This window comes from Devosia sp. J20-27 (assembly GCF_055808595.1).
Genome location: NZ_CM147875.1, coordinates 2,581,267 through 2,600,043, shown reverse-complemented (window position 1 = coordinate 2,600,043; position 18,777 = coordinate 2,581,267). Strand labels below are relative to the sequence as shown.

The window sequence follows — 18,777 nt, the reverse complement described above, 5'->3', positions numbered from 1 at the left end:
AGCTCCCGGAGAGATTGCCCCCGTTAACGCCCGAAGCTGCCAAGAAGCTGCCTGTTCGCTCGCAGGAGACTTGTGGTGTCGCCGCCCACGGCCACGAAGTTGTAGCCGTCCGCGAGCAGCAACTTGGCCGTGTCCGGGTTGAAATCGAGCATCCCGGCGGCCTTGCCGGTGGCAAGGATGCTCCTGCGCGCCTCTGCCACCTTGGCCAGCACATCCGGATGTCCCGATTGACCCAGGAGGCCCATGCTGGCCGCCAGATCATTGGGACCGACGAATATGCCGTCGACGCCGTCGATGGCGCCATAGGCCGGGATGTTGTCGAGCCCTTGCTGGGTTTCCACCTGCAGCACCACCACGATGTTGTCATGCGCCGCCTGCGCATAGCCGGGATTGGTGGCGAACCGGTTGGCCCGGTTGATGCCCGAATAGCCGCGAATGCCTTGCGGCGGGTAGCGCGTCGATGCCACTGCCAGTTCAGCCTCGGCGACGGTCTGCACGTAAGGGAACATGAAGCTGCGCACGCCGGTATCGAGCAAGCGCTTGACGATCACCGGGTCCACGCTGGGGATGCGCACCATGAACTCGGCATCCCCGCCATGGCGCGCCGCCAGCAGATGCTGCTCGACGCTCTCGATATCGATGGCGCTGTGCTCCATGTCGAGCAGCACCCAGTCAAAGCCCGCGCCGGCCACCATCTCGGTGCCGGTCAGGCTGTTGAGCGACAGCCAGCAGCCAAGCTGCGGCGTACGGTCGGCAAGCCGCCGCTTGAAGGCGTTGGACGCGATGGGTCGCATGCAATGTTCCTCAAAAGGCTCCCGGGAAGGCGCCGCCGTCGATCAGCAGGTTCTGCCCCGTGATGTAGCCGGCCTGAGCCGAACAGAGGAAGGCGCAGGCCGCGCCGAACTCGTCCCGCTGGCCGAAGCGCTTGGCTGGCACGCGCTGGCGCGCCTCGTCGGCCACCGTTTCAACGCTCACCCCACGCTGCTCCGCCGTCCGCTTCTGGCCGCTCCTGAGCCGGTCGGTATCGAACGACCCGGGCAGTATATTGTTGATGGTCACGTTCGAGCCCGCGACCGTGCGTGCCACGCCGGCCAGAAACGCCGTCAGTCCGGCCCGCGCCCCCGACGACAGATCGAGCCCGGCAATCGGCGCCTTCACCGAACTGGAGGTGATGTTGACGATCCGCCCGAAACCGTTGCGCACCATCGGGTCGATGGCCCGCTGGATCATCTCGATCGGCGTCACCATGTTGGCGACGACGCCATCGAGCATCTTCTCCCGGTCGAGTTCGCGGAAATCGCGAAACGGCGGACCGGCATTGTTGTTGACCAGAATATCGGGTTCGGCACAGGCCGCGAACAGCGCCTCCTGCCCCTCCCGCGTCCCCACGTCCGCCGCCACGGCAATCACCTTGCCGCCGGTCAGCGCCCGGATCTCCTCGGCCACCTGCTCTAGGTGCGCCGCATCCCGGCCGTTGATGACGACCTCGACGCCTTCGGCCGCCAGCGCGGTGGCGCAGCCGCGGCCGAGGCCGCGACTGGAGGCACAGACAATGGCCTTGCGGCCTGCAATCCCGAAATCCATCAGCTCAACCCGCCATCGCGCCCTGGGCCGATGCACCGCGCTCGATCAGCAGACGGTTATAGGCGTTGAGATAGGCACGGGCCGAAGCCACAAGCGTGTCCGGCTCGGCGGCATTGCCCGAGACGATCCGGCCGTTCATTTCGAGCCGGACATGGGCGCTGGCCTGCGCATCGGTGCCGCCGGTGACGCCATCGACCGCATAGAGCACGAGATGCGGATCCTGCCCGACCACCGCCTTGATGGCGTTGAAGATCGCATCCACCGAGCCGGTCCCCTCGAAGGTGGCTTCCGACGGCTCGCCGTCGATCGTCACCTTCATGGTGCAGCGGTGCACGCCGCCGGTCTTGGAGACCACCTCCATGTCGACCAGCTTGATGCGGTCGCCCACCGAACCGGCCTCGTCGTCCACCAGCGCGACGATATCGGCGTCGTAGACGTGCTTCTTGCGGTCGGCCAGATCCTTGAAACGCTGGAAGGCTTCCTGGAAGGCGTTGTCGCCCAGTTCGTAGCCCAGCTCACGCAGCTTGTCCTTGAACGCCGCACGGCCCGAGTGCTTGCCCATGACGAGGGTCGTTTCCTTGATGCCGACGCTGGCGGGCGTCATGATCTCGTAGGTCTCGGCGTTCTTGAGCATGCCGTCCTGATGGATGCCGCTCTCATGGGCGAAGGCATTCTTGCCCACGATGGCCTTGTTGTACTGCACCGGGAAATTCGCCGCCGCCGAGACGATGCGGCTGGCCCGGCTCAAATGCGTGCTGTCGATCTCGGTATGGTACGGCAAGGCATCGGCGCGCGTCCGCAACGCCATGACGATCTCTTCGAGCGCCGCATTGCCGGCCCGTTCGCCGAGGCCGTTGATGGTGCATTCCACCTGCCGCGCCCCGCCCCGCACTGCCGCCAGCGAATTGGCGACGGCGAGGCCCAGATCGTTGTGGCAGTGTGCCGAAAAGATCACCTTTTCGGCACCGGGAACGCGCTCGATGATGGCGCGGAACATCGCCTCGTGCTCTTCCGGCACCGCATAGCCGACCGTGTCGGGCAGGTTGATGGTGGTCGCCCCGGCCTTGATCGCCAGTTCGACGCAGCGCGACAGGAAATCGATCGGCGTGCGCGTGGCGTCCATTGCGGACCACTCGACATCATCGATCAACCCGCGCGCCTGCGCTACGGTGGCGGAGATGATTTCGAGCACCTGCTCCTCGGTCTTTTTCATCTGGTGCGCCAGGTGGATCGGCGAGGTCGAAACGAAGGTGTGGATGCGTCCCCGCCGGGCGTGTCGCACGGCTTCACCGGCGCGGGCGATATCGGCCGGGATAGCGCGGGCGAGGCCGGCGACCGTCGAATTCTTGACCTGCTTGGCCACCGCCACGACGGCCTCGAAATCGCCATTCGAGGCGATCGGGAACCCGGCCTCGATGATATCGACGCCCATCTCGTCGAGCGCTTCCGCAACCTGCAGCTTTTCCTCGAGCGTCATGGTCGCGCCGGGGCTCTGCTCGCCATCGCGCAAGGTGGTGTCGAAGATGAAGACCCGGTCCTTGTTGGACGGGCTGGATGTGGTGGTGTCGGTTGTCATTTGCGTCTTCCTATCGGGCGGCCGGGGTCCAATGACCAATCGCGACCGGACAAAATCTGTTCGGTTTCTAGCGCGCTACCCCTGACGACCCGCTCGTTCCGAGCTGCCGGTAATCAGGGGCTGATAAGAAGGAGAAGTAGCGCCGCAGGCAGCAGCAGCAACCCAGCAGCGATCACAAGGCGGGTTTCCCGGGCCTTCTGTTCGGCAACTGCGATGGCAATGGCGCGAGTGCGCTGCATGGCGAAAATCCGATTACGACTGCAATAATGCTGCAAATTTCAGCGCCGCACAAGCCTCTCGTGCGCCGACCGGTTCTGGCATTGCCTCACGCCGGGATCGCCCGCTTGTACTGCACTTCGAGATAAATCCCCTCGGGTCCCGTCACGAAGAACTGGCCGATCTCGCTCTCGGGTATGCCGGCCAGCTTGTAGGGATAGCCGCTGGCCTCGATGCGCGCCTTGGCTTCCTCGAAATCGAACACGCCGAAGGCGATGTGATTGATCATCCCCTCGGGGAAATCGGCCTGCCGCTTGACGATGCTCAGGTGGATTGCCGGGCTGCCGTCGACATAGATCCAGTGCCCGGGAAACTCGAAGGGCGGGCGAAACCCCTCTTTCGCGCCGATCACCTGCTCGAAGAAGGCCACCATGCGCGGCCCGTCGACGACATGGATATTGATATGGTCGAGTTTCGTCATCAGCCGAACGCCAGGATGGCGGCGAGCACCGTGCCGACCAGCGACAGGCTGGCAATGATCCGGCCGAGCCGCACCCGGCGCGCCGCCACCACATCCCCTGCCCGCATCTTCCGCGCCGACACCGCCGACAGGACCACCCCGGCGGCTAGGACCACGATCAGCAGCATCTTGACCCAGAACCAGTGGCTGATGCCGTCGAACCCGCCATAGCGCACCCAGATCATCAGCGGACCGCTGACCAGCGCCACGACGATCCCGACATGCCCGAGCAGCGTCAGGTAGCGATTCGTCACCGGCGGTGCGCCATCGCTGCCGGACGACATGCCCAGCAGCGCAAAAAAGGCCGTTGCGATCAGCATCAGACCGAGGAAGTGGCTGAACAGCAGCAGCGAGAAAAGCACGTCCATGAAAACCCTGACTATGCGAAGGCGAAAATCGCCGAGAAAATGACCACGGCAAACGCCACGGCCGTCAATTGCCCGAACATCGCCGAGCGACGTGGGGCGGTGGTGTCGCCGGCCGCCGCCTTCTTCTGGTTCATCTCGTTGAGGCCGATGAACACCAGCATGGCCACGATACCGGCCATCTTCACCCAGAACCAGGCATTGGGAATGACGAAGTCCCACTTGAGCCACAGCACCAGCACGCCGGTCACCAGCAGCGCGATCATGGCGTACTTGCCGACCTTGGCGAGGCGTCCGGCAAAGTCCATCAGCTCGACGCGCACTTCGGGCGTGGCTGTTGCCATCTTGCGCCCGAGTATCGGCATCACCACCGAATTGGCACCCCCTGCAATGAAGGCCACGATATGCACGAAGAGCAGCAGCAGTCCGACCAGAAGTCCAATGTCCACGACAGCCTCCCAAAGCTTGCGTTCATTATCTAGCCGAGCGCCCGCCGGGCGACCAGCGCCATTGACCCGCTAGTCGTCGAAATCCAGCACACCCTCGCCCAGCACCACCGCGTGTCCGCCAATGGCGCCATGGCTGAGTTGCCCTTTGTCCTTGCGCATCTGCAGGAAGATGCGGCTTGGCCGTCCCATTTCCTTGCCCTGCCGGATGACCAGTTCGGTCTGTCCGTCGTCGGCAGATTCGGCCAGCAGGCCCATCAGCGCCGCAGCGGCAGCGCCCGTTGCCGGGTCCTCCCCCAGCCCCATGCCGGGCGCAAACATGCGCGCCGCGTAGGCATTGGCGCTCTCGTTGGGCGTCTCCGTGAAGGCGTAGACGGAGTTGTGTCCCTTTGGAAAGACGTCGTTCCAGCCGCCGCTGACCGGCCTGATCCGGGCCAGCGCCGCGGCATCGCGCACCGGCACGAGGTAGAAGACCACACCGGCCGAGAACACCGCCGGCTGCAGGGTGCCGCAGCCGATATCGGCCTCGTCCAGTCCCAGCGCCCCGGCAATTCGGGCAAGGCTCGGTGTGGGACCGTCCGCTTGCGGCAGTTGCGGCAACCCGAAACGGGCAAAGCCGCCACGCTTGTCGATCTTCTCGATGACGCAGGTGACCACCCCGACCTCTTCCTCGATCCGCACCGCGCTCGACCGCTCCTGCAGGCCCAGCACCACCGCCGCCCCGACCGTCGGGTGACCGGCGAACGGCAGTTCGGTCGCCGGCGTGAAGATCCGGACGCGCGCCGAGTGCCGGTCGAGCCGTGGCTTGCACATGAACACCGTCTCGGAGAGGTTGAATTCCCTGGCGATGGCCTGCATCTGGTCGTCGAGCAGGCCATCCGCCTTCAGGACCACGGCCAGCGGATTGCCCTTCAGGCGGTTGTCGGTAAAGACATCGAGTAACAAGTATTTAAGTTTCATTTGACGCTCCGGTACCCGAGCCAGTTGCGGCCTGCAGGTCGCCCTGTCAAGCGCACAATCGGACGCGGGAAAACTAGGCCGGCGGCAGGGCGAATACTGTCCCGTCGAGGCCAAGTTCGGCGCACAACCCGTCCACTACGACACCATGGTCGTCGCGCTCGCGCAGTCCCGAGACCGTCACGCAGCCGATGACGCCGGCGCCCTTGACCCGGATCGGAAAGCCGCCGCCAGCCATCACGAAATCCTCGTTGTTGAGGCCCCGTCGCGGCTGGAAATGGTCGACGCCCGAAGTGTTCTCCAGCACCACCCGGTAGGAGCTTTTGGACACCCGGTGCACGAGGTTGTACTTGCGCCGCACCCAGTGCTGGTTGTCGCCGGTCGTCGGCGGCAGCGCCATGTAGAACAGTGGCCGGTCCCAGGTGCGGATATCCACGACAATGCCGAGGCCGTCCCGCAGCCCGCGATCCCGAATCCGGGTCCCCAGCGAAAACGCCACCGCCTCGTCGAAGTGGTCAAAGACCAGCCCCAGCTCCTGCGCCTTGATTCGCTCGATATCGTCTTCTCTGGACATGTTTTCCCTCTTGAGAGCCGGCCTTCTCGCACGCCAGCATGACATCCGTGTTCAGGCTGCCGGCAGCATCCACCGGGCGGGATCGCGTCCCTGCGCCGCACAGATCGCCGCGACGGCATAGCCATGATCGTCGCGCTCGGGCAGCCCCGAGACACACATCGCGCCGACGATGCCGAGCCCTTTGACGACGATCGGAAAACCGCCGCCGGCAATCGCATAGGTAGAGGGGTCGAGCGCCCAGGACGGCTCGAGCAGCCTCGGCTTGTCGCCCCGCTCCAGCACCAGGCGGTAGCTGCTCTGCAGCAGCAGCCGCACTGTGCCGGCCTTGCGCTCGGCCCAGGCCCGGTTGCCCGCAGAGGCCCCCGCCGTTGCCGCAAAGAACAGCGTGCGATCCCAGAGATAGACGCCCACCACGATGCCCTTGCCGGCCGCCTTGGCCGCATCCCGCGCCTGCAGGCCGATGGTCACCGCCGTGTCCTCGTCAAACGACTCGAACACCAGTCCCTTTTCCTGCGCGATGATCTGCTCGAGATCGCTTTCGACGCTCATTCCGTTCTCCCAAACTGCACTCTTGATCGGCCCGTATTAGCGATACCCTGCCGGCCCTGTCACGGGCTTCCGCCCAGCCGTGCCGAATAGGCGTCGATCAAAGCCTGCCGGTTGGGCGGCTGACCCGGAAAGTTCGGCACCGCTGGATCGATCACCACCCACGGCGCCTTGCTGTCGGTCCAGATATTGCCCACCGGCTCGGCCCAGCTGATGTCGTCCAGCGTCCCCGCCTTCATGATCAGCATTCCGGTATGGCCCGGCGGCTCGTTCCAGATCTTGGTGCCGCAGGCCTTGCAGCCCATCATCGCGATGACCCGGCCGCTGTCGGCGGTCTTGTCGAAGCGGTCGAGTTCGCCGCCGATCAGGTCCACCGTCGCCTCCTGCACCACCATCGAGATGGTATGCGTCGCGCTCGAGAAGCGCTGGCAATCCTTGCAGTGGCAGGCATAGACCGCCAGCGGCAGCGCCGTCATGCGAAACCGCACCGCGCCGCACTGGCAGCCGCCCTCGACCGGAAGTTTTGGTATTCCCATTCTCGCCTCCTGGTTATCGCCATCCGGCATTCACCGGCCGTTCATCCAGCCCCCACCATAACCCGCGCCTCGCCGGCCTGAAGCCCGGCAACTGATCAAGGACGACCTGAAATGAACCTCTTTTCTGCCCTGTTCCGGCGCGCTGACCGCCGCCGCTCCATGTCCGCACTGCTCGAGCTCGACGACCGCCTGCTCGCGGACATCGGCCTTTCCCGCACCGATCTGCGCCGGATGAGCCGGCCACGCCCCTCGACGGCACGGGCCATCTCGCATGAATAGACGTAGCCGGCCGCGCGTCACACCCCGCCGTTGGTTGCACAAGGGCTCCCGCTGACCGCCGGAGCCCTTCGTGATTCTGGCGTCCCGCCTGCCCCGGTGCGCGACAGGACGGTTGGCGTCGACTTGATCCGCCGGCCGCTTTATCGTTAACATGTCAGCTGTCATCTTCGTCTGCCCGCCCGCGCTCAAGCCGGCCGCAGCCAATCGAACATTGAGGGACTGTCATGCAATACACCCATCTGGGCCGTAGTGGCCTCAGCGTCAGCCGCCTGTGCCTGGGCACCATGAATTTCAGCTGGACCACCGACAAGGCCGAACTCGTTCAAGGTCATGGACAGCGCCCATGACAAGGGCATCAACTTCTTCGACACCGCCAACCGCTATGGCCGCCCGGTCCCCGGGGTCACCGAGGAAATCCTCGGCGACTGGTTCAGCCAGGGCGGCGGCCGCCGCGAAAAGACCGTGCTCGCCACCAAGCTCTACGGCGCCATGGGCGAGTGGCCCAACGAGGGCAAGCTCTCTGCCCTCAACATCCGGCGCGCCCTCGATGCCAGCCTCAAGCGGCTCAAGACCGACTATGTCGACATCTACCAGTTCCACCACATTGATCGCGACACGCCGTGGGACGAGATCTGGCAGGCCATGGAAGTGGCCGTGCAGCAGGGCAAGATCCTCTATGCCGGCAGCTCCAATTTCGCCGGCTGGCACATCGCCAAGGCGCAGGCTGCCGCCGAAAAGCGCAACTACACCGGCCTCGTCTCCGAACAGTCGATCTACAACCTCTTCCAGCGCTCGGTGGAACTCGAAGTGCTGCCGGCCTGTCTCGACTTTGGCCTCGGCGTCATCCCGTGGTCGCCGCTCAATGGCGGCCTGCTCGGCGGCATCCTGAAGAAATCGGAAGCCGGCCAGCGCCGCCTCGAGGGCCGTTCCGCCGAAGCGGTCAAGACGCATCGTCCGCAGATCGAGGCCTATGAAACTTTCTGCGCCGAACTTGGCCATGAGCCGGGCGATGTCGCCCTTGCCTGGCTGCTGCACCAGCCGGCCGTCACGGCGCCGATCATCGGCCCCCGTACCGCCGCCCAGCTCGATGCCGCCGAACGCGCCGTCGATCTGAAACTGGATGACGCCGCCCTCAAGCGCCTCGACGAAATCTTCCCCGGCCACAAGACCGCCCCGGAAGACTACGCCTGGTAAGGTCTGGAGAGGGGCCGCAAGGCCCCTCCTCCCCTCAGCCTGCCTGGCGTGCCGGCACTGCTGCCCAGTTGCGCTCGATCGCCGCCAGGTCAACCACAAAGCCGAACATCCAGGCCAGCCCGAACAGCGCATAGTGGTTGCGCTCGGGCAGGAACTCGGCCACCGCATCGCTGACGACGAACGTCCCGTAATCGCGTTGCCCGGCATCCCGCGCCGTGGTTTCCACGCAGATATTGGTCGTCACCCCGCAGATGATCAGGTTGCGGATCCCCATGCCGGTCAGCACCGGCTCCAGCCGCGTGCCGTAAAAGGCGCTCGGCCTTGACTTGTCGATCACCACCTCGTCCGTCCGCACGCCGAGTTCGGGGATCAGCTCGATCTCGTCGGTACCATAGCCCAGCGAGTTCGAGGCCCGCCGCGCCGCCGGCGCCACGCCATGCGGCGCCCCGAAATCCACCATGCCCGGCATGTAGACATAGCGCGTGAAGATCACCGGCACACCGCTCGCTCGCGCCAGATTGACCAGCCGCACGCATCCCGGAATCGCCGCTCGCAGCGGCGACACATCGATGCCGGACTTGCCCAGCGAGTCGGTGTCGCTGAAAAACGCCCGCTGCATGTCGACCACCAGCACGGCCGTCTCCTGCTTGGGAATGGTGCCATCATAGGGCAGGATCGGATGCAGCTCGGCCATCGGAGACTCCATATCGTTTCATATTTCAATTATTAACTCCGAAACGACAAAGTCTTTCAAGCCCCTCCGCGATTGCGCCCCCTCCACGGCTGGCTTGCTGCCGCCGCAATGCAGGCCGTATGGATTTGGTTCTGCCCGAGGGAGAATGATGATGCGCATGCCGTCCGCCCGCAATTTCAGCCTTGTCGACAAGCAACCCCACCTTGAAGCCCGCACGCTGGGCGACCGCGCCTCGGACCGGATCGCCGGCATTGTCGGCTCCTGGACCTTCATCCTCATCCAGTCGTCGCTGCTGGCGGCCTGGCTGGTTCTCAACTCCATTGCCTGGATGCAGCACTGGGACCCCTACCCTTTCATCCTGCTCAACCTGGCGCTGTCGTTCCAGGCGGCGTTCACTGCCCCCATCATCATGATGGCGCAGAACCGCCAGTCCGACATCGACCGCCACAAGGCGCAGCTCGACTATGACGTGAACCTGCGTGCCGAACTCGACATCACCGCCCTGCACCAGAAGATCGACCTGTTGCGCGAGCAGGACATCAGCCGCCTGCTCGGTCTCATCGAGGTGCTGGTCAAGGAACGCGTCGACCAGACAGCTCCGGAAAAGCCTATCTGACCGTCTTTGCCAGTTGCGCCACCCAGCCCGTTGCCTCGTGGCCGTGCACCACGGCGGCCCGCACCAGATCGTCGAAATGCCGCGCCATCAGCTGGATATAGTGCGGCGCAGTGAAGGCCAGATAGCGCTGGCCGACATAGACCGCGACGCGCTGCTGGCCGAATACCGAGAACGGTACCGAATAACGCTGCCGCAGATCGTAGGCGTAAAGCCGCGCCGATGGATAGAACTGCGCCAGATCGTCGGCCATGCGCTCGAGCTGCGCCTGCCGCACCGCGGCCGGCAACCCTCGCCACTGCCATTCGCCCGCAGCAAAGCTCTCCATCACTTGGATGGGCAGCGCGATCTCCATATCGGTCTCGGGCCGGCGCAGCAGCGCCAGCTGCGCCTCTAAATCGCTGATCGCCTGCTGTGGCGTCCGCACCACAGCACCCTGGTATTCGAAGGTCAGCACTTCGTCGGTCTTGAAAATATCCGGCAGCCCCGACGGCACATGCCGGATCTTGGCCCCCGGGACCTCGGCGGTCCAGGCGAGCACCTGCTCGTCCACGGGATGATGCGCCGCCTCCGTCATCTGCACGGCCTGCTCGAGCACCTCGCTGGCCACCCCCTGATGGTTGGAGAGCCCCAGCAACCAGTCGGCCGACACCTGCAGCGAGGCCGCGATCTGCCCCAGCGCCTGTCCGCTGGGCAGCCGGGGTTCGTCCGCACCCAGGAGCTGCGACACTGTCGAGCGATCCAGCCCAGCCGCCGTCGCCAGCCGGCTCTGCGTCCAGCCCGCCCGCAGCACGGCTTCATTCAGGCGGGACTTGAACAGGCGGGCACGGTCACGTTTATCCATGCCCCACCTATGTCACGCCTGTTGATATCTATCAACAAACGACGGGGTTTGGTTACAAACCACGCAAAGTGTCACCAATCCCGCGTTGCGGCGATGGCCCGCGGCTGGCACTGCACAGTCATGCAGAATACATCGCCCCCACAGACCCCATCCATGCAGGAAAGCACCATCCGCTCGATCGCCAAGGCGGTCACCTGGCAGCTCACCGGCCTCGTCACCATGACGCTTCTGGCCTTCTTCGCCACCGGCGACATCGCCGCGGCCGCCGGCATCGCGCTCAGCGGCGCCGCCACCGGCTTTGTCTGCTTCCTCCTGCACGAACGCCTCTGGGCCCGCATCCGCTGGGGCCGCCACTGAACGAAAAAGGGCGGCCCGGAGGCCGCCCTGATCATCATGAACCGGGAACCCTTAGTTCTTGGCTTTGTCGACCAGCGCGCCGGCCTTGATCCAGGGCATCATGTCGCGCAGCTTGCCGCCGACTTCCTCGATCTGGTGCTCGTCATGCAGGCGACGGGTCGCCTTGAAGCGCGAACCGCCGGCCTTGATTTCCTGCATCCACTCGGAGGTGAACTTGCCCGACTGGATGTCGTGCAGCACGCGCTTCATCTCGGCCTTGGTGTCCGAGGTGATGATGCGCGGGCCCGACACGTACTCGCCCCATTCGGCGGTGTTCGAGATCGAGTAGTTCATGTTGGCGATGCCGCCCTGATAGATCAGGTCGACGATCAGCTTCACTTCGTGCAGGCACTCGAAATAGGCCATTTCCGGCGCATAGCCGGCTTCCACCAGCGTCTCGAAACCGGCGCGGATCAGTTCGACCAGACCGCCGCAGAGCACGACCTGCTCACCGAACAGGTCGGTCTCGCATTCTTCGCGGAAATTGGTCTCGATGACGCCCGAACGGCCGCCGCCAACGCCCGACGCATAGGCCAGCGCGATGTCATGGGCATTGCCCGAAGCGTCCTGATGCACGGCGATCAGGCACGGCACGCCGCCGCCCTTCTGGTATTCGCCACGCACCGTGTGGCCCGGGCCCTTCGGCGCGATCATGATCACGTCGACGCTGGCCTTTGGCTCGATCAGGTTGAAGTGGACGTTGAGGCCATGCGCAAAGGCAATCGCGGCGCCGTCACGGATATTGGGCTCGATGTCCTTCTTGTAGATGTCGGCCTGCAGCTCGTCCGGCGTCAGCATCATGATCACGTCGGCCCAGGCCGAAGCCTCGGCGACCGACATGACCTTGAGGCCTTCACCCTCGGCCTTCCTGGCCGACGGCGAACCTGGGCGCAGCGCCACCACGATGTCCTTCACGCCGGAATCGCGCAGGTTCAGCGTGTGGGCATGGCCCTGCGAGCCGTAGCCGACGATCGCCACTTTCTTGTTCTTGATGATATTCAGATCGGCATCCCGATCGTAGTAAACGCGCATGGTTGTCTCCCCTGTTGAGCGTTCGGCCCCTGCGGACCGGATTGGTTGTTATGTCCTGCCGTAAAGCGTCAAAAACTGTTCGGTCGCCTGCCTGGCGTCCCGGTCGATCTGCTCGAGCGGCAGTGTCAGGGCATCGCCCAGCAGCAGTCGGATCTGCACGTCCCGCACCACCAGCCCGAAAAACGTGCGGAACGCCTCCTCGGAACTGTCGAAGCGCAGCAGCCGCGCGTCGCGTCCCGCCTCGATCACCGGCTTCAGCCGCCGGCCCATTTCCAGCCGGCCGTTCTCCAGCACGATGCCGCCGAGCCCGCGCTTGGGTCCTGCCGCATCGGTCACCGCCAGCCGGTTCAGCGTCACCGACACTTCACCCGCCAGCGTACCCAGCAGGTCGCGGGCAAACTGCTCGATGCTCGAGCGCAGCGTCGCCGCATCCAGCCGGTGCCGGTCGACATGCGGCACCCGCACCTTGGCCGCCTGCCATTGCACGGTCGCCGTCAGCAGCCCGTCGCGGTCGCCGAACCATTTGTAGAGCGTTTCCTTCGAACAGCTGGCGCGCCGCGCCACCGCCGTCATGGTCAGCGCGTCGCCGCCCTCGACCAACAGGTCAAGCGCCGCCGTCAGCACGACCTGCTGGCGTGGTGTAAAGACTTCGTCCCGCTGTTTGAGCGCTGCGCCCATTGCCCTGCCTCACTCCCCTCTTGGCGGCCGGCATACACCCGTACGCCCCGCCCTCGCAATTTTCCGAACTTCCGTACCGTACGTTACGGTACGTGGCAAGAGGCTTGTTGAGTCGATGGTCTGTTCGGTGGTGGGGCGGCGGCGGCGGCGAAAACTGGATGCGGTCTTGCCATGACGCGCAGAACACGGCCAAAAATATCTGCCAGGCAGCTTTAGGTCTTGGCGCCGCTGGCCGGCGGATGGCGCGGTGGCAGCGCCGGGGCAAATTTGCGGGCCGGCGCCACGCGCGGCAGCGGCGGTAGCTTGGACACCGGCTTGGCCGGACGCGGCGGCTCCTCGGCCACCGGCGCAGGCTCGAGCTCCACCGGCGGAGGCGCGGCCTCAAAGGCCTGGGCTGGTGCGGAAGCCGGGGCCGCATCCAACGCCACAGTGGCCGCGACGACCGGCTCGGCCAGCATAGCCTCCGGCTCGGCTTGCTGCATAACCGGCGGCGCCGCGGCGGGGCGCTCCGTCCGCGCCGGTGCCTGCTCCGCCGGTTGCGGCATTGGCTCGGCAAATCTGGCCGGCTCGGGTGACATCTGCACCGTCTGCACCGGTCGCGCCGGTGCAAGGTCGACCGTCACCGTCTCGCTCGAATGCATCCGCGAGATTTCGGCCGCCAGCGTGGACATCATCTCGTCCTCGACCACAGCGGACGAAGCGAGATTGCGCAGCTCGGAACTGATCGGTTTGGGTCTGCTCCGCGCCACCCGCTCCGGCGGCACATTGGCGAGTGGGCCGCTCGGGGCCACCGGCTGACGCTCCGGCATCTGCGCTCTGGGCCGCTCGTGCTCGCCTGCGGCGGCATCCACGCTGGCCCAGCCACTCGCAGCGCCCAGTTGCCGGCGCGCCCGGCGCGCATCGGCCACCGCCACAGCGGCAAAAATCACAATGGCCAGCGTCAGCCCAGCGCCGATGCCAGCGAGGAACCAGATGATTTCTCCCGCCTGCACGTCAGTCTCCCTGCATTCCCGGGCGCATTAATCCTCGCAAGCGCCCGCGCGATCAACCCCCTCCGCCGCACCGCGCCTCCAATTCCTGCGCGCCGGCCCGAGATCGCTAGTTCTTGCTCACCTTCCATATGCTGCCATTGCCGTCCTCGGAGAAATACAGCGATCCGTCCGGGCCGAACGCCACGCCCACCGGTCGCCCCCACACCTCCGCCTCGGACAGCACCATGCCGGTGACGAAGTCCTCATAGGTGCCGGTCGGCTTGCCGCTCTCGTCGAAGTCGAGCCGCACCACCTTGTAGCCGGTGCGATTGCCGCGGTTCCATGACCCGTGCATGGCCACGAACGCATCGCCCTTGTAGGCGGCGCCCCAGGCGTCACTCGGGGCAAAGGCGATGTTGAGCGGCGCCGAATGCGCCTGGAACAGCACGTCGGGCAAGGTGACCTTGCCCCGCAGATCGTCGCGCGGTGCCCCCGCCCAGCGCGGATCGGCATTGTCCCCGATATAGAACCACGGCCAGCCGTAGAAGGCACCGTCCTTGACCGCGGTGGCATATTCGAACGGCACGTCATTGCCGAGCATGTCGCGCTCGTTGACCACGCACCACGGCTCGTCCGTCGCCGGGTTCAACGCCATACCGGCGCAATTGCGCAGCCCGGTCGCAAAAATCCGCTCGTTGCTGCCGTCCGGGTCGAAGGCCAGCACCGCGGCCCGCCGCTGCTCCTCGTCCCAGGCCGCGCCCAGCGGCTGGCTCTCCGTCCACGCGTTGATCCCGCCCTCGGGCATGCCGCCCATGGCGCCGTCGCCGACATTGCTGTTCGAGCCGACCGAGTAGTAGAGCGTCGAGCCATCCTGCGAAAATACCACATCGCGGGTCCAGTGCCCGCTCGAGGCAATGTCGTTGAACAACGTCTCGCTCTCGCGCGTCGCGGTCAGGTCACCCGATGTGTAGGCAAACCGCTTCAGCCCGCCCGCTTCGGCAATGTAGACCCACTCCGGCGCGTCGCCGGGTGGATAGAAGGCAATGCCGTACGGCCGGTCGAGACCGCGGGCATAGACCTCGTTGCTGACCGGCTCGGGACTGTCCCCTTCGAACCGCATCACCCGCACCTCGCCGGCCCGGCTGCTGGCAACGAAAAGGTCGCCATTGGGCGCAAAGCGGATGGCGCGCGGGTTCTCGATCCTGTCCGCCACCAGTTCGATGGTGAAGCCCTCGGGCACCTCCGGCGTCATGCCATCCGGTCGGGCCACCGGCCGCGGTCCGCTGGATTCGACATTTTCGGGCGTCGCCGGCGGCAGATCGGCCGCCGTGATGTGGCGCACCACGCCCGGCTTGTCGTCTTTCCAGCCGCCAAAGGCCTCGGCGCCCTCAAGTACGGTCGTCTGCGCCGCAACAGGTCCGGCACCCGCCAGAACAATGCCAAGCACTGCCATCGATGTCTTGCCGATCATGAGATCCTCCACTGCTAACCAATGCTATCGCAACGGCGCCAGTCACCCCACGTTCCGCACCACACAAATCGGTGACCCGCCCCGGTCCCGATCCGTGCAGCCCAGCCATGTGCGAACGGATTCATGTCCATCGTCACTTGCCGATGGATGACATCAATGCCACATAACGCCCACCTTCAGCAGCAGACCCGGAAGCATGTTCATGTCCCAGCTCTTTTCGCCCTACTCCATCAGCGGTGTCACCCTGCGCAACCGCACAGTCGTGGCGCCGATGTGCCAGTACATGGCCAAGGACGGGCTGCTCAACGACTGGCATTTCGTGCATCTGGGCCGCTTTGCCCTTGGCGGCTTTGGCCTCGTCATTCTCGAGGCGACCGGCGTCACGCCGGAAGGCCGCATCTCCTATGGCGATCTCGGCCTCTGGAATGACGAGCAGATCGCCCCGCTCGCCCATATGGTCGAGTTCCTCCATGGCCAGTCCACCGCCGCCGGCATTCAGCTGGCCCATGCCGGACGCAAGGCTTCGACCCCCATCGCCTGGCGCGGCACCTTCAACGAGACCGAGGCCGAAAAGGCCAGCAACGGCTTCCAGATGTGGGAGCCTGTTGCCCCCAGCGCCGTCATTCATTCGGACCGCCCCGGCTACCAGAAGCCGCGCGAAATGAGCCGCGACGACATCAAGGCCACCGTGCAGGCCTTTGCCGACGCCGCCGTGCGCAGCGACAAGGCCGGCTTCGATCTCGTCGAGATCCACGCCGCCCACGGCTATCTCATCAACCAGTTTCTTTCGCCGCTCGCCAACCAGCGCACCGATGACTATGGCGGCAGCCGCGAAAACCGCATGCGCTTCGCCCTAGAGGTGGCCCGTGCCGTGCGCGCCGTCTGGCCGGCCGAAAAGGCCCTCTTGGTGCGCCTCTCGGTCACCGATGGCAGCGGCGGCGGTTGGGAAATCGAGGATTCCATTGCTCTCGCCCGCGAACTGGAAAAGATCGGCATCGATGCCATCCATGCTTCGTCCGGTGGCTTTGAGGGCTACGGTCTGAAGGCCGGGCCGCTCTACCAGGTCCCGCTGGCGCGCGCCCTCAAGGATGCCGGCATCAATTCCATCGCCGTCGGCCTCATCAATGAACCGCAGGACGCCGAGCAGATCATCGTCAATGGCGATGCCGATCTCGTTGCCCTGGCCCGCGGTGCGCTCGAAGACCCCAACTGGCCCATCCATGCCCACCACGCGCTGGATGGTGGTGACGACGCCTACAACCTCTGGCCCATCCAGGCCCGTGCCCGGATGAAGGACAAGGATCGCGCCCTCGGCTTGCGCTCCTGAGCGCATTTGGTCGAACCGGAATGGGGGCTTTGGATACCATTCTATCCAGGCCCTCCGGCGACGGCACCAGCCGCCACTCCGGTGGCCATGCCGCCGGTCAGTCCGGCGGGCGGCACAGGTAAGCCTGGCATCAAGGCTGTGCTTTCCGCATCACACCGCGTTGGCGACATCGCGCCGGCGCGTCTGAATTTCACCGTATTCCCCCCGTCAGCCTTGTGCACGAGATGCGTCGCTCCCATGTCCGACCGAACACGCTGAGGGAAACAGTCATGACCAGCAAAGCCGCCTTGTTCGCACTTCTGGCCATGTGGGGGGTCGGCGCCTGTATCCAGGCTCCGGCTTTCGCCGAGGACGCAACCAGTTCCGAGGTAAAAACCGATCAGTCGCCGCTCAAGCGCAGCTTCACCAATCGGGTGTGGGTCCAGGCCGATTCGTCCGATCTGCCGGGCGTGATGAAGATATTCCTCTCCGATGGCACGCTGGTTCAGGATTTCCTGCTGGGAAACGCACCGTCTCTCGAAATGGTCGATGACCGGCGAGGCCGACCTCACCTGGAATGAGGATGGCATGGACATCTCCGCCTCCATCGTCTCGGTCAGCAGCAATGCCCTGCATCTGCAGGTTCAGGTCGGCAAGGAGCGCATTGACGAGCACTTCACCTCGGCCGCTGTTCCCTTCCTCTGCCCGGACATGCCCAAGGCCTGATCCGTCATTGCGGGTCGCGCCGCACCAGGCTGCCCGAGATGATCAGTTTGGCCGGCCGCCCGCGACGCCCGCCGATCGCCCCGAGAACCACCGGCCCGCCGCCGATCGGCTCGAAGACAAAGTGCTCGGGCTCCTTGCCTGGCGCTTTCGGTTCGCTCACCAGCTTGATGGCAGCCGTCAGGTCGCCGGTCAGCGAAAGCTCTGCGCCACGGCGCAGCGTGATGGACTTGTCGGTCATTGGATCACTCCTTGCATGCTGACGGCCTCGTAGCCGATCACGATCGGTCGCGCGTGCTCTTCGGTGAAAGATACCTTGTTGGTGCTGATCGCGCTGATGGCGACCGAAACCGCCCCGCCGCTATCTGCACTGGTTTTTGCCGTGGCCATCAGGCTGGCCAGCGCCTTGATCATTTCCGGGTTCTCGGCGGAGATCGCCTGATCGATCTGCTCCTGCGTCACCGTCGGCACCGGCGCGGCAGTCTTGCCCTCCTCCAGCGCCGAGGCAGCGGCGGCGGCCAGTTGCGCGTCGTTGAAGGTGTAGGTGATCTTCTTGGCGAGATAGACCTTGGTCACCATCATCACTCCGGCCGCCTTGACGCTGCCCGGCTCGTCGGAGCGCAACTGGTAGCGCTGGTTAATGAAGGTCGGCAGATAGGCGGCCCGGCAGACGTAGGATGTCGTGCAGAAGCTGCCCAGCGCATCCATGCCCTGCGGTATCGACACCTCGTAGCTGACCACGCCGGTGAACTGCAGCGTCATCCGCAGCGTCTTGGTCAGCGTCAGCCCCAGACTGGCCATCAGTCCCTGCGGGCTGCCCCCGAGCCCCAGCGACACGCCACTGTTCACCTCGATCTGCGGAAAGCTGTTGATGGGCAGCCCGTCCGTCGCAATGCCCTTGTTGGCAAAATCGTAGCGGCTGCCGAGATAGGCATTGATCTGCGGCAACAGGTCTTTTGAGGCAATGTACGCCGTTCGGGCATCCAGCCGGTCGGCCGAGCTATGCAGTTCGACCGCATAGATATCGCCGACCTGGATGTCTTCACGCGGTGGATAGACTGGCGTGATGCCCAGTTGTTCCACGCTCTTGGCATAGGTGACGCCGGCCGGCTCGCGCAGCATGGCGCTGCATCCCGACAACGCTCCCAGCCAGACACACACCAGCCCGACGGCAACTATCCGCGCCATTTGCTTCCCCCGAAGCGGCTTTGCGTCTGCCACTCTGAGCAGAGTTCGGGCCGGCGCGACATTGGCAC

25 protein-coding genes are annotated in these 18,777 nt (G+C 65.2%); 7 read left to right on the top strand and 18 right to left on the bottom strand.

Annotation, left to right across the window (positions count from 1 at the left end; translation table 11 throughout):
* Positions 1-23: 23 nt before the first annotated feature.
* The 10 genes from AC0L4C_RS12820 to AC0L4C_RS12775 form a co-directional block, all read right to left on the bottom strand.
* Positions 24-794: an HpcH/HpaI aldolase family protein gene (locus tag AC0L4C_RS12820; RefSeq protein ID WP_473400021.1), complete on the bottom strand. Its 771-nt coding sequence runs from the start codon at positions 792-794 to the stop codon at positions 24-26.
* Between the two features lie 10 nt (positions 795-804).
* Positions 805-1,584 (bottom strand): SDR family oxidoreductase, encoded by a 780-nt coding sequence (locus AC0L4C_RS12815; RefSeq protein ID WP_473400020.1) that lies wholly within the window; start codon positions 1,582-1,584, stop codon positions 805-807.
* A gap of 4 nt (positions 1,585-1,588) precedes the next feature.
* On the bottom strand, positions 1,589-3,160 hold the full coding sequence (locus AC0L4C_RS12810) for a 2-isopropylmalate synthase (protein WP_473400019.1): 1,572 nt from the start codon (positions 3,158-3,160) through the stop codon (positions 1,589-1,591).
* Positions 3,161-3,485: 325 nt separating this feature from the next.
* Positions 3,486-3,857 carry a VOC family protein gene (locus tag AC0L4C_RS12805; protein WP_473400018.1) on the bottom strand — a complete coding sequence of 124 codons (372 nt, stop codon included), beginning with the start codon at positions 3,855-3,857 and terminating at the stop codon, positions 3,486-3,488.
* Positions 3,857-4,264 (bottom strand): hypothetical protein, encoded by a 408-nt coding sequence (locus tag AC0L4C_RS12800; RefSeq protein ID WP_473400016.1) that lies wholly within the window; start codon positions 4,262-4,264, stop codon positions 3,857-3,859. Before AC0L4C_RS12800 ends, AC0L4C_RS12805 begins: the two co-directional genes overlap by 1 nt.
* An 11-nt stretch (positions 4,265-4,275) precedes the next feature.
* Complete coding sequence (locus tag AC0L4C_RS12795; RefSeq protein WP_473400015.1) at positions 4,276-4,710, bottom strand: hypothetical protein; 435 nt, start codon at positions 4,708-4,710, stop codon at positions 4,276-4,278.
* A 69-nt stretch (positions 4,711-4,779) separates the two neighbouring features.
* Positions 4,780-5,667 (bottom strand): PhzF family phenazine biosynthesis protein, encoded by an 888-nt coding sequence (locus tag AC0L4C_RS12790; RefSeq protein ID WP_473400014.1) that lies wholly within the window; start codon positions 5,665-5,667, stop codon positions 4,780-4,782.
* Positions 5,668-5,740: 73 nt separating this feature from the next.
* A complete protein-coding gene (locus tag AC0L4C_RS12785; protein WP_473400012.1) occupies positions 5,741-6,238 on the bottom strand; it encodes a heme-degrading domain-containing protein in 498 nt (165 codons plus the stop codon).
* A gap of 51 nt (positions 6,239-6,289) precedes the next feature.
* Positions 6,290-6,787 (bottom strand): heme-degrading domain-containing protein, encoded by a 498-nt coding sequence (locus tag AC0L4C_RS12780; RefSeq protein ID WP_473400011.1) that lies wholly within the window; start codon positions 6,785-6,787, stop codon positions 6,290-6,292.
* Between the two features lie 59 nt (positions 6,788-6,846).
* Positions 6,847-7,320: a GFA family protein gene (locus AC0L4C_RS12775; RefSeq protein ID WP_473400009.1), complete on the bottom strand. Its 474-nt coding sequence runs from the start codon at positions 7,318-7,320 to the stop codon at positions 6,847-6,849.
* A gap of 111 nt (positions 7,321-7,431) precedes the next feature.
* On the opposite strand from AC0L4C_RS12775, the gene AC0L4C_RS12770 reads away from it, so the two are divergent.
* Both AC0L4C_RS12770 and AC0L4C_RS12765 read left to right on the top strand, forming a co-directional pair.
* Positions 7,432-7,599, top strand: coding sequence for a DUF1127 domain-containing protein (locus AC0L4C_RS12770; RefSeq protein ID WP_473400008.1), 168 nt, complete (start codon positions 7,432-7,434; stop codon positions 7,597-7,599).
* 330 nt (positions 7,600-7,929) lie between these two features.
* Positions 7,930-8,793 carry an aldo/keto reductase gene (locus AC0L4C_RS12765; RefSeq protein ID WP_473400007.1) on the top strand — a complete coding sequence of 288 codons (864 nt, stop codon included), beginning with the start codon at positions 7,930-7,932 and terminating at the stop codon, positions 8,791-8,793.
* A 34-nt stretch (positions 8,794-8,827) separates the two neighbouring features.
* Here AC0L4C_RS12765 and AC0L4C_RS12760 read toward each other — a convergent pair whose 3' ends face one another.
* Positions 8,828-9,487, bottom strand: coding sequence for a cysteine hydrolase family protein (locus tag AC0L4C_RS12760; RefSeq protein ID WP_473400006.1), 660 nt, complete (start codon positions 9,485-9,487; stop codon positions 8,828-8,830).
* Between the two features lie 145 nt (positions 9,488-9,632).
* On the opposite strand from AC0L4C_RS12760, the gene AC0L4C_RS12755 reads away from it, so the two are divergent.
* Positions 9,633-10,103 (top strand): DUF1003 domain-containing protein, encoded by a 471-nt coding sequence (locus AC0L4C_RS12755; RefSeq protein ID WP_473400004.1) that lies wholly within the window; start codon positions 9,633-9,635, stop codon positions 10,101-10,103.
* Here AC0L4C_RS12755 and AC0L4C_RS12750 read toward each other — a convergent pair.
* Positions 10,096-10,944 (bottom strand): helix-turn-helix domain-containing protein, encoded by an 849-nt coding sequence (locus AC0L4C_RS12750; protein ID WP_473400003.1) that lies wholly within the window; start codon positions 10,942-10,944, stop codon positions 10,096-10,098. The two genes, AC0L4C_RS12755 and AC0L4C_RS12750, sit on opposite strands and share 8 nt — an antisense overlap.
* A 153-nt stretch (positions 10,945-11,097) precedes the next feature.
* On the opposite strand from AC0L4C_RS12750, the gene AC0L4C_RS12745 reads away from it, so the two are divergent.
* A complete protein-coding gene (locus tag AC0L4C_RS12745) occupies positions 11,098-11,301 on the top strand; it encodes a DUF2061 domain-containing protein (protein ID WP_473400002.1) in 204 nt (67 codons plus the stop codon).
* Positions 11,302-11,352: 51 nt separating this feature from the next.
* On the opposite strand, the gene ilvC is transcribed toward AC0L4C_RS12745, so the two are convergent.
* The 4 genes from ilvC to AC0L4C_RS12725 form a co-directional block, all read right to left on the bottom strand.
* Positions 11,353-12,372, bottom strand: a complete 1,020-nt coding sequence (gene ilvC, locus AC0L4C_RS12740) for a ketol-acid reductoisomerase (RefSeq protein WP_473400001.1) — start codon at positions 12,370-12,372, stop codon at positions 11,353-11,355.
* 48 nt (positions 12,373-12,420) lie between these two features.
* Positions 12,421-13,050, bottom strand: coding sequence for a TetR/AcrR family transcriptional regulator (locus tag AC0L4C_RS12735; protein ID WP_473399999.1), 630 nt, complete (start codon positions 13,048-13,050; stop codon positions 12,421-12,423).
* 212 nt (positions 13,051-13,262) lie between these two features.
* Positions 13,263-14,042, bottom strand: coding sequence for a hypothetical protein (locus AC0L4C_RS12730; RefSeq protein ID WP_473399998.1), 780 nt, complete (start codon positions 14,040-14,042; stop codon positions 13,263-13,265).
* Between the two features lie 106 nt (positions 14,043-14,148).
* Positions 14,149-15,492, bottom strand: a complete 1,344-nt coding sequence (locus AC0L4C_RS12725; protein ID WP_473399997.1) for a PQQ-dependent sugar dehydrogenase — start codon at positions 15,490-15,492, stop codon at positions 14,149-14,151.
* A 202-nt stretch (positions 15,493-15,694) separates the two neighbouring features.
* On the opposite strand from AC0L4C_RS12725, the gene AC0L4C_RS12720 reads away from it, so the two are divergent.
* The 3 genes from AC0L4C_RS12720 (at position 15,695) to AC0L4C_RS12710 (ending at position 17,524) form a co-directional block, all read left to right on the top strand.
* Entirely contained in the window at positions 15,695-16,819 is a 1,125-nt protein-coding gene (locus tag AC0L4C_RS12720; RefSeq protein ID WP_473399996.1) for an NADH:flavin oxidoreductase/NADH oxidase, read from the top strand.
* 269 nt (positions 16,820-17,088) lie between these two features.
* Complete coding sequence (locus AC0L4C_RS12715; RefSeq protein WP_473399995.1) at positions 17,089-17,379, top strand: hypothetical protein; 291 nt, start codon at positions 17,089-17,091, stop codon at positions 17,377-17,379.
* A gap of 7 nt (positions 17,380-17,386) precedes the next feature.
* Complete coding sequence (locus AC0L4C_RS12710) at positions 17,387-17,524, top strand: hypothetical protein (RefSeq protein WP_473399994.1); 138 nt, start codon at positions 17,387-17,389, stop codon at positions 17,522-17,524.
* Between the two features lie 4 nt (positions 17,525-17,528).
* Here AC0L4C_RS12710 and AC0L4C_RS12705 read toward each other — a convergent pair whose 3' ends face one another.
* Both AC0L4C_RS12705 and AC0L4C_RS12700 read right to left on the bottom strand, forming a co-directional pair.
* Positions 17,529-17,762: a hypothetical protein gene (locus tag AC0L4C_RS12705; protein ID WP_473399993.1), complete on the bottom strand. Its 234-nt coding sequence runs from the start codon at positions 17,760-17,762 to the stop codon at positions 17,529-17,531.
* Positions 17,759-18,709, bottom strand: a complete 951-nt coding sequence (locus tag AC0L4C_RS12700) for a hypothetical protein (protein ID WP_473399992.1) — start codon at positions 18,707-18,709, stop codon at positions 17,759-17,761. Before AC0L4C_RS12700 ends, AC0L4C_RS12705 begins: the two co-directional genes overlap by 4 nt.
* Positions 18,710-18,777 lie beyond the last annotated feature (68 nt).

Coding starts and splice junctions, on each gene's coding strand:
- AC0L4C_RS12790 (WP_473400014.1), bottom strand. CDS start 5,667: ATGAAACTTAAATACTTGTTACTCGATGTCTTTACCGACAACCGCCTG.
- AC0L4C_RS12785 (WP_473400012.1), bottom strand. CDS start 6,238: ATGTCCAGAGAAGACGATATCGAGCGAATCAAGGCGCAGGAGCTGGGG.
- AC0L4C_RS12705 (WP_473399993.1), bottom strand. CDS start 17,762: ATGACCGACAAGTCCATCACGCTGCGCCGTGGCGCAGAGCTTTCGCTG.
- AC0L4C_RS12805 (WP_473400018.1), bottom strand. CDS start 3,857: ATGACGAAACTCGACCATATCAATATCCATGTCGTCGACGGGCCGCGC.
- AC0L4C_RS12780 (WP_473400011.1), bottom strand. CDS start 6,787: ATGAGCGTCGAAAGCGATCTCGAGCAGATCATCGCGCAGGAAAAGGGA.
- AC0L4C_RS12815 (WP_473400020.1), bottom strand. CDS start 1,584: ATGGATTTCGGGATTGCAGGCCGCAAGGCCATTGTCTGTGCCTCCAGT.
- AC0L4C_RS12725 (WP_473399997.1), bottom strand. CDS start 15,492: ATGATCGGCAAGACATCGATGGCAGTGCTTGGCATTGTTCTGGCGGGT.
- AC0L4C_RS12820 (WP_473400021.1), bottom strand. CDS start 794: ATGCGACCCATCGCGTCCAACGCCTTCAAGCGGCGGCTTGCCGACCGT.
- AC0L4C_RS12750 (WP_473400003.1), bottom strand. CDS start 10,944: ATGGATAAACGTGACCGTGCCCGCCTGTTCAAGTCCCGCCTGAATGAA.
- AC0L4C_RS12700 (WP_473399992.1), bottom strand. CDS start 18,709: ATGGCGCGGATAGTTGCCGTCGGGCTGGTGTGTGTCTGGCTGGGAGCG.
- AC0L4C_RS12760 (WP_473400006.1), bottom strand. CDS start 9,487: ATGGCCGAGCTGCATCCGATCCTGCCCTATGATGGCACCATTCCCAAG.
- AC0L4C_RS12715 (WP_473399995.1), top strand. CDS start 17,089: ATGACCAGCAAAGCCGCCTTGTTCGCACTTCTGGCCATGTGGGGGGTC.
- AC0L4C_RS12755 (WP_473400004.1), top strand. CDS start 9,633: ATGATGATGCGCATGCCGTCCGCCCGCAATTTCAGCCTTGTCGACAAG.
- AC0L4C_RS12810 (WP_473400019.1), bottom strand. CDS start 3,160: ATGACAACCGACACCACCACATCCAGCCCGTCCAACAAGGACCGGGTC.
- AC0L4C_RS12770 (WP_473400008.1), top strand. CDS start 7,432: ATGAACCTCTTTTCTGCCCTGTTCCGGCGCGCTGACCGCCGCCGCTCC.
- AC0L4C_RS12775 (WP_473400009.1), bottom strand. CDS start 7,320: ATGGGAATACCAAAACTTCCGGTCGAGGGCGGCTGCCAGTGCGGCGCG.
- AC0L4C_RS12800 (WP_473400016.1), bottom strand. CDS start 4,264: ATGGACGTGCTTTTCTCGCTGCTGCTGTTCAGCCACTTCCTCGGTCTG.
- AC0L4C_RS12745 (WP_473400002.1), top strand. CDS start 11,098: ATGCAGGAAAGCACCATCCGCTCGATCGCCAAGGCGGTCACCTGGCAG.
- AC0L4C_RS12710 (WP_473399994.1), top strand. CDS start 17,387: ATGGACATCTCCGCCTCCATCGTCTCGGTCAGCAGCAATGCCCTGCAT.
- AC0L4C_RS12765 (WP_473400007.1), top strand. CDS start 7,930: ATGGACAGCGCCCATGACAAGGGCATCAACTTCTTCGACACCGCCAAC.
- ilvC (WP_473400001.1), bottom strand. CDS start 12,372: ATGCGCGTTTACTACGATCGGGATGCCGATCTGAATATCATCAAGAAC.
- AC0L4C_RS12720 (WP_473399996.1), top strand. CDS start 15,695: ATGTCCCAGCTCTTTTCGCCCTACTCCATCAGCGGTGTCACCCTGCGC.
- AC0L4C_RS12735 (WP_473399999.1), bottom strand. CDS start 13,050: ATGGGCGCAGCGCTCAAACAGCGGGACGAAGTCTTTACACCACGCCAG.